1 protein-coding gene and 1 pseudogene are annotated in these 1,167 nt (G+C 67.4%); both read right to left on the bottom strand.

Annotation, left to right across the window (positions count from 1 at the left end):
• Nucleotides 1-947, bottom strand: a 947-nt coding sequence (locus ABT025_RS39445; protein WP_351003655.1) for an electron transfer flavoprotein subunit alpha/FixB family protein, incomplete at its 3' end; no start/stop codon positions are given.
• Between the two features lie 51 nt (nucleotides 948-998).
• Nucleotides 999-1,167: pseudogene (locus tag ABT025_RS39440) on the bottom strand (electron transfer flavoprotein subunit beta); the annotation flags it as partial.

The following is a 1,167-nucleotide window of genomic DNA, read 5'->3' as shown; positions in this document are numbered from 1 at the left end:
GTGACCTCGTCGGTGAGCTGCGGGACGACGTCGAAGAGGTCACCGACGACGCCGTAGTCGACGAGGTCGAAGATCGGGGCCTCGGCGTCCTTGTTGATCGCGACGATCGTCTTCGAGGTCTGCATACCCGCCCGGTGCTGGATCGCACCCGAGATACCCGAGGCGATGTACAACTGCGGCGAGACCGACTTACCCGTCTGACCGACCTGGTTGGAATGCGGATACCAGCCCGCGTCCACCGCCGCACGCGACGCACCCACCGCCGCACCCAGCGAGTCCGCGAGCGCCTCGATGATGCGGAAGTTCTCCGCACCATTGACCCCACGGCCACCCGAGACCACGATCGCGGCCTCCGTCAGCTCCGGACGCCCCGTCGACTCACGCGGCGTACGCGACAACACCTTCGTACCCGTGGCCAGCGCGGAGAACTCCACCACCAGCTCCTCCACCGCACCCGCACCCGCAACCGGCTCCACCGGCGCCGAGTTCGGCTTCACCGTGATCACCGGAACACCACGCGAAACACGCGACTTCGTCGTGAACGACGCCGCGAACGCCGACTGCGTCGCCACCGGACCCTGCTCACCCGACTCCAGATCCACCGCGTCGGTAATGATCCCCGACCCGATCCGCACCGCGAGCCGCGCAGCGATCTCCTTGCCCTCCGCCGACGACGGCACCAGCACCGCCACCGGCGACACCACACCGAACGCCGCCTGCAACGCATCCACCTTCGGCACCACGAGATAGTCGGCATACTCCGACGCCTCGGACACCAGCACCCTCACCGCACCGTGCTCGGCCAGCACACCGGCCGTCGCCCCGGCACCCGCACCCAACGCCACCGCGACCGGCTCACCGACCCGACGCGCCAACGTCAACAGCTCCAACGTGGGCTTACGGACCGCACCGTCCACGTGATCGACAAAAACAAGAACATCAGCCATGGAACTTCAATCTCCTGCAGATCGAGACGGAACAACGACGAACGAACGGGATCAGATGAACTTCTGGCCGGCCAGGAACTCGGCCAGAGCCCTACCGCCCTCACCCTCGTCCTTCACGATCGTGCCCGCCGTACGCGCCGGACGCTGCGCCGCCGAGTCCACCACCGACCACGCACCCGCCAGACCCACCTCGCCCGCCCCGATCCCCAGATCATCCAGA

Origin of the sequence: Streptomyces sp. NPDC002809, assembly GCF_040295435.1 — a bacterium.
Lineage (GTDB): Bacteria > Actinomycetota > Actinomycetes > Streptomycetales > Streptomycetaceae > Streptomyces.
The sequence above is the reverse complement of the archived record's forward strand: the minus strand, read 5'-3'. Positions and strand labels throughout refer to the sequence as shown.